This is a genomic window from Wolbachia endosymbiont of Cardiocondyla obscurior (assembly GCF_902713635.1).
Taxonomy (GTDB): domain Bacteria; phylum Pseudomonadota; class Alphaproteobacteria; order Rickettsiales; family Anaplasmataceae; genus Wolbachia; species Wolbachia pipientis.
Genome location: NZ_CACTIU010000135.1, coordinates 1 through 334, shown reverse-complemented (window position 1 = coordinate 334; position 334 = coordinate 1). Strand labels below are relative to the sequence as shown.

Sequence of the window (334 nt, the reverse complement as noted above, 5' to 3'; positions counted from 1 at the left end):
GGTGGATGATAATGGCAATACTCCTTTATTTTCTGCTGCTTTAAGTGGCAAAAGAGAGATGGTAGAGCTTTTAATCGAAAAAAGGGCGAATGTTGATGCGGTGAATAAGGTTAAAAATACTCCTTTACATGCTGCTGCTTTAAGTGGCAAAAGAGAAGTAGTAGAGTTCTTAATCGAAAAAGGGGCGAATATTAATGCGGTGAATGAGAGTAAAAATACTCCTTTACATGCTGCTACTTTAAGTGGCAAAAGAGAAGTGGTAGAGCTTTTAATCGGAGAGGGGGCGCATATTGATGCGATAGATGATAATGGCAATACTCCTTTAAGTTGGGCT

1 protein-coding gene is annotated in these 334 nt (G+C 39.2%); it reads left to right on the top strand.

Annotation, left to right across the window (positions count from 1 at the left end):
- Nucleotides 1-334: ankyrin repeat domain-containing protein (locus WOCAOBSORBRA_RS06120; protein WP_174516165.1), on the top strand; the 334-nt coding region annotated here is incomplete at both ends.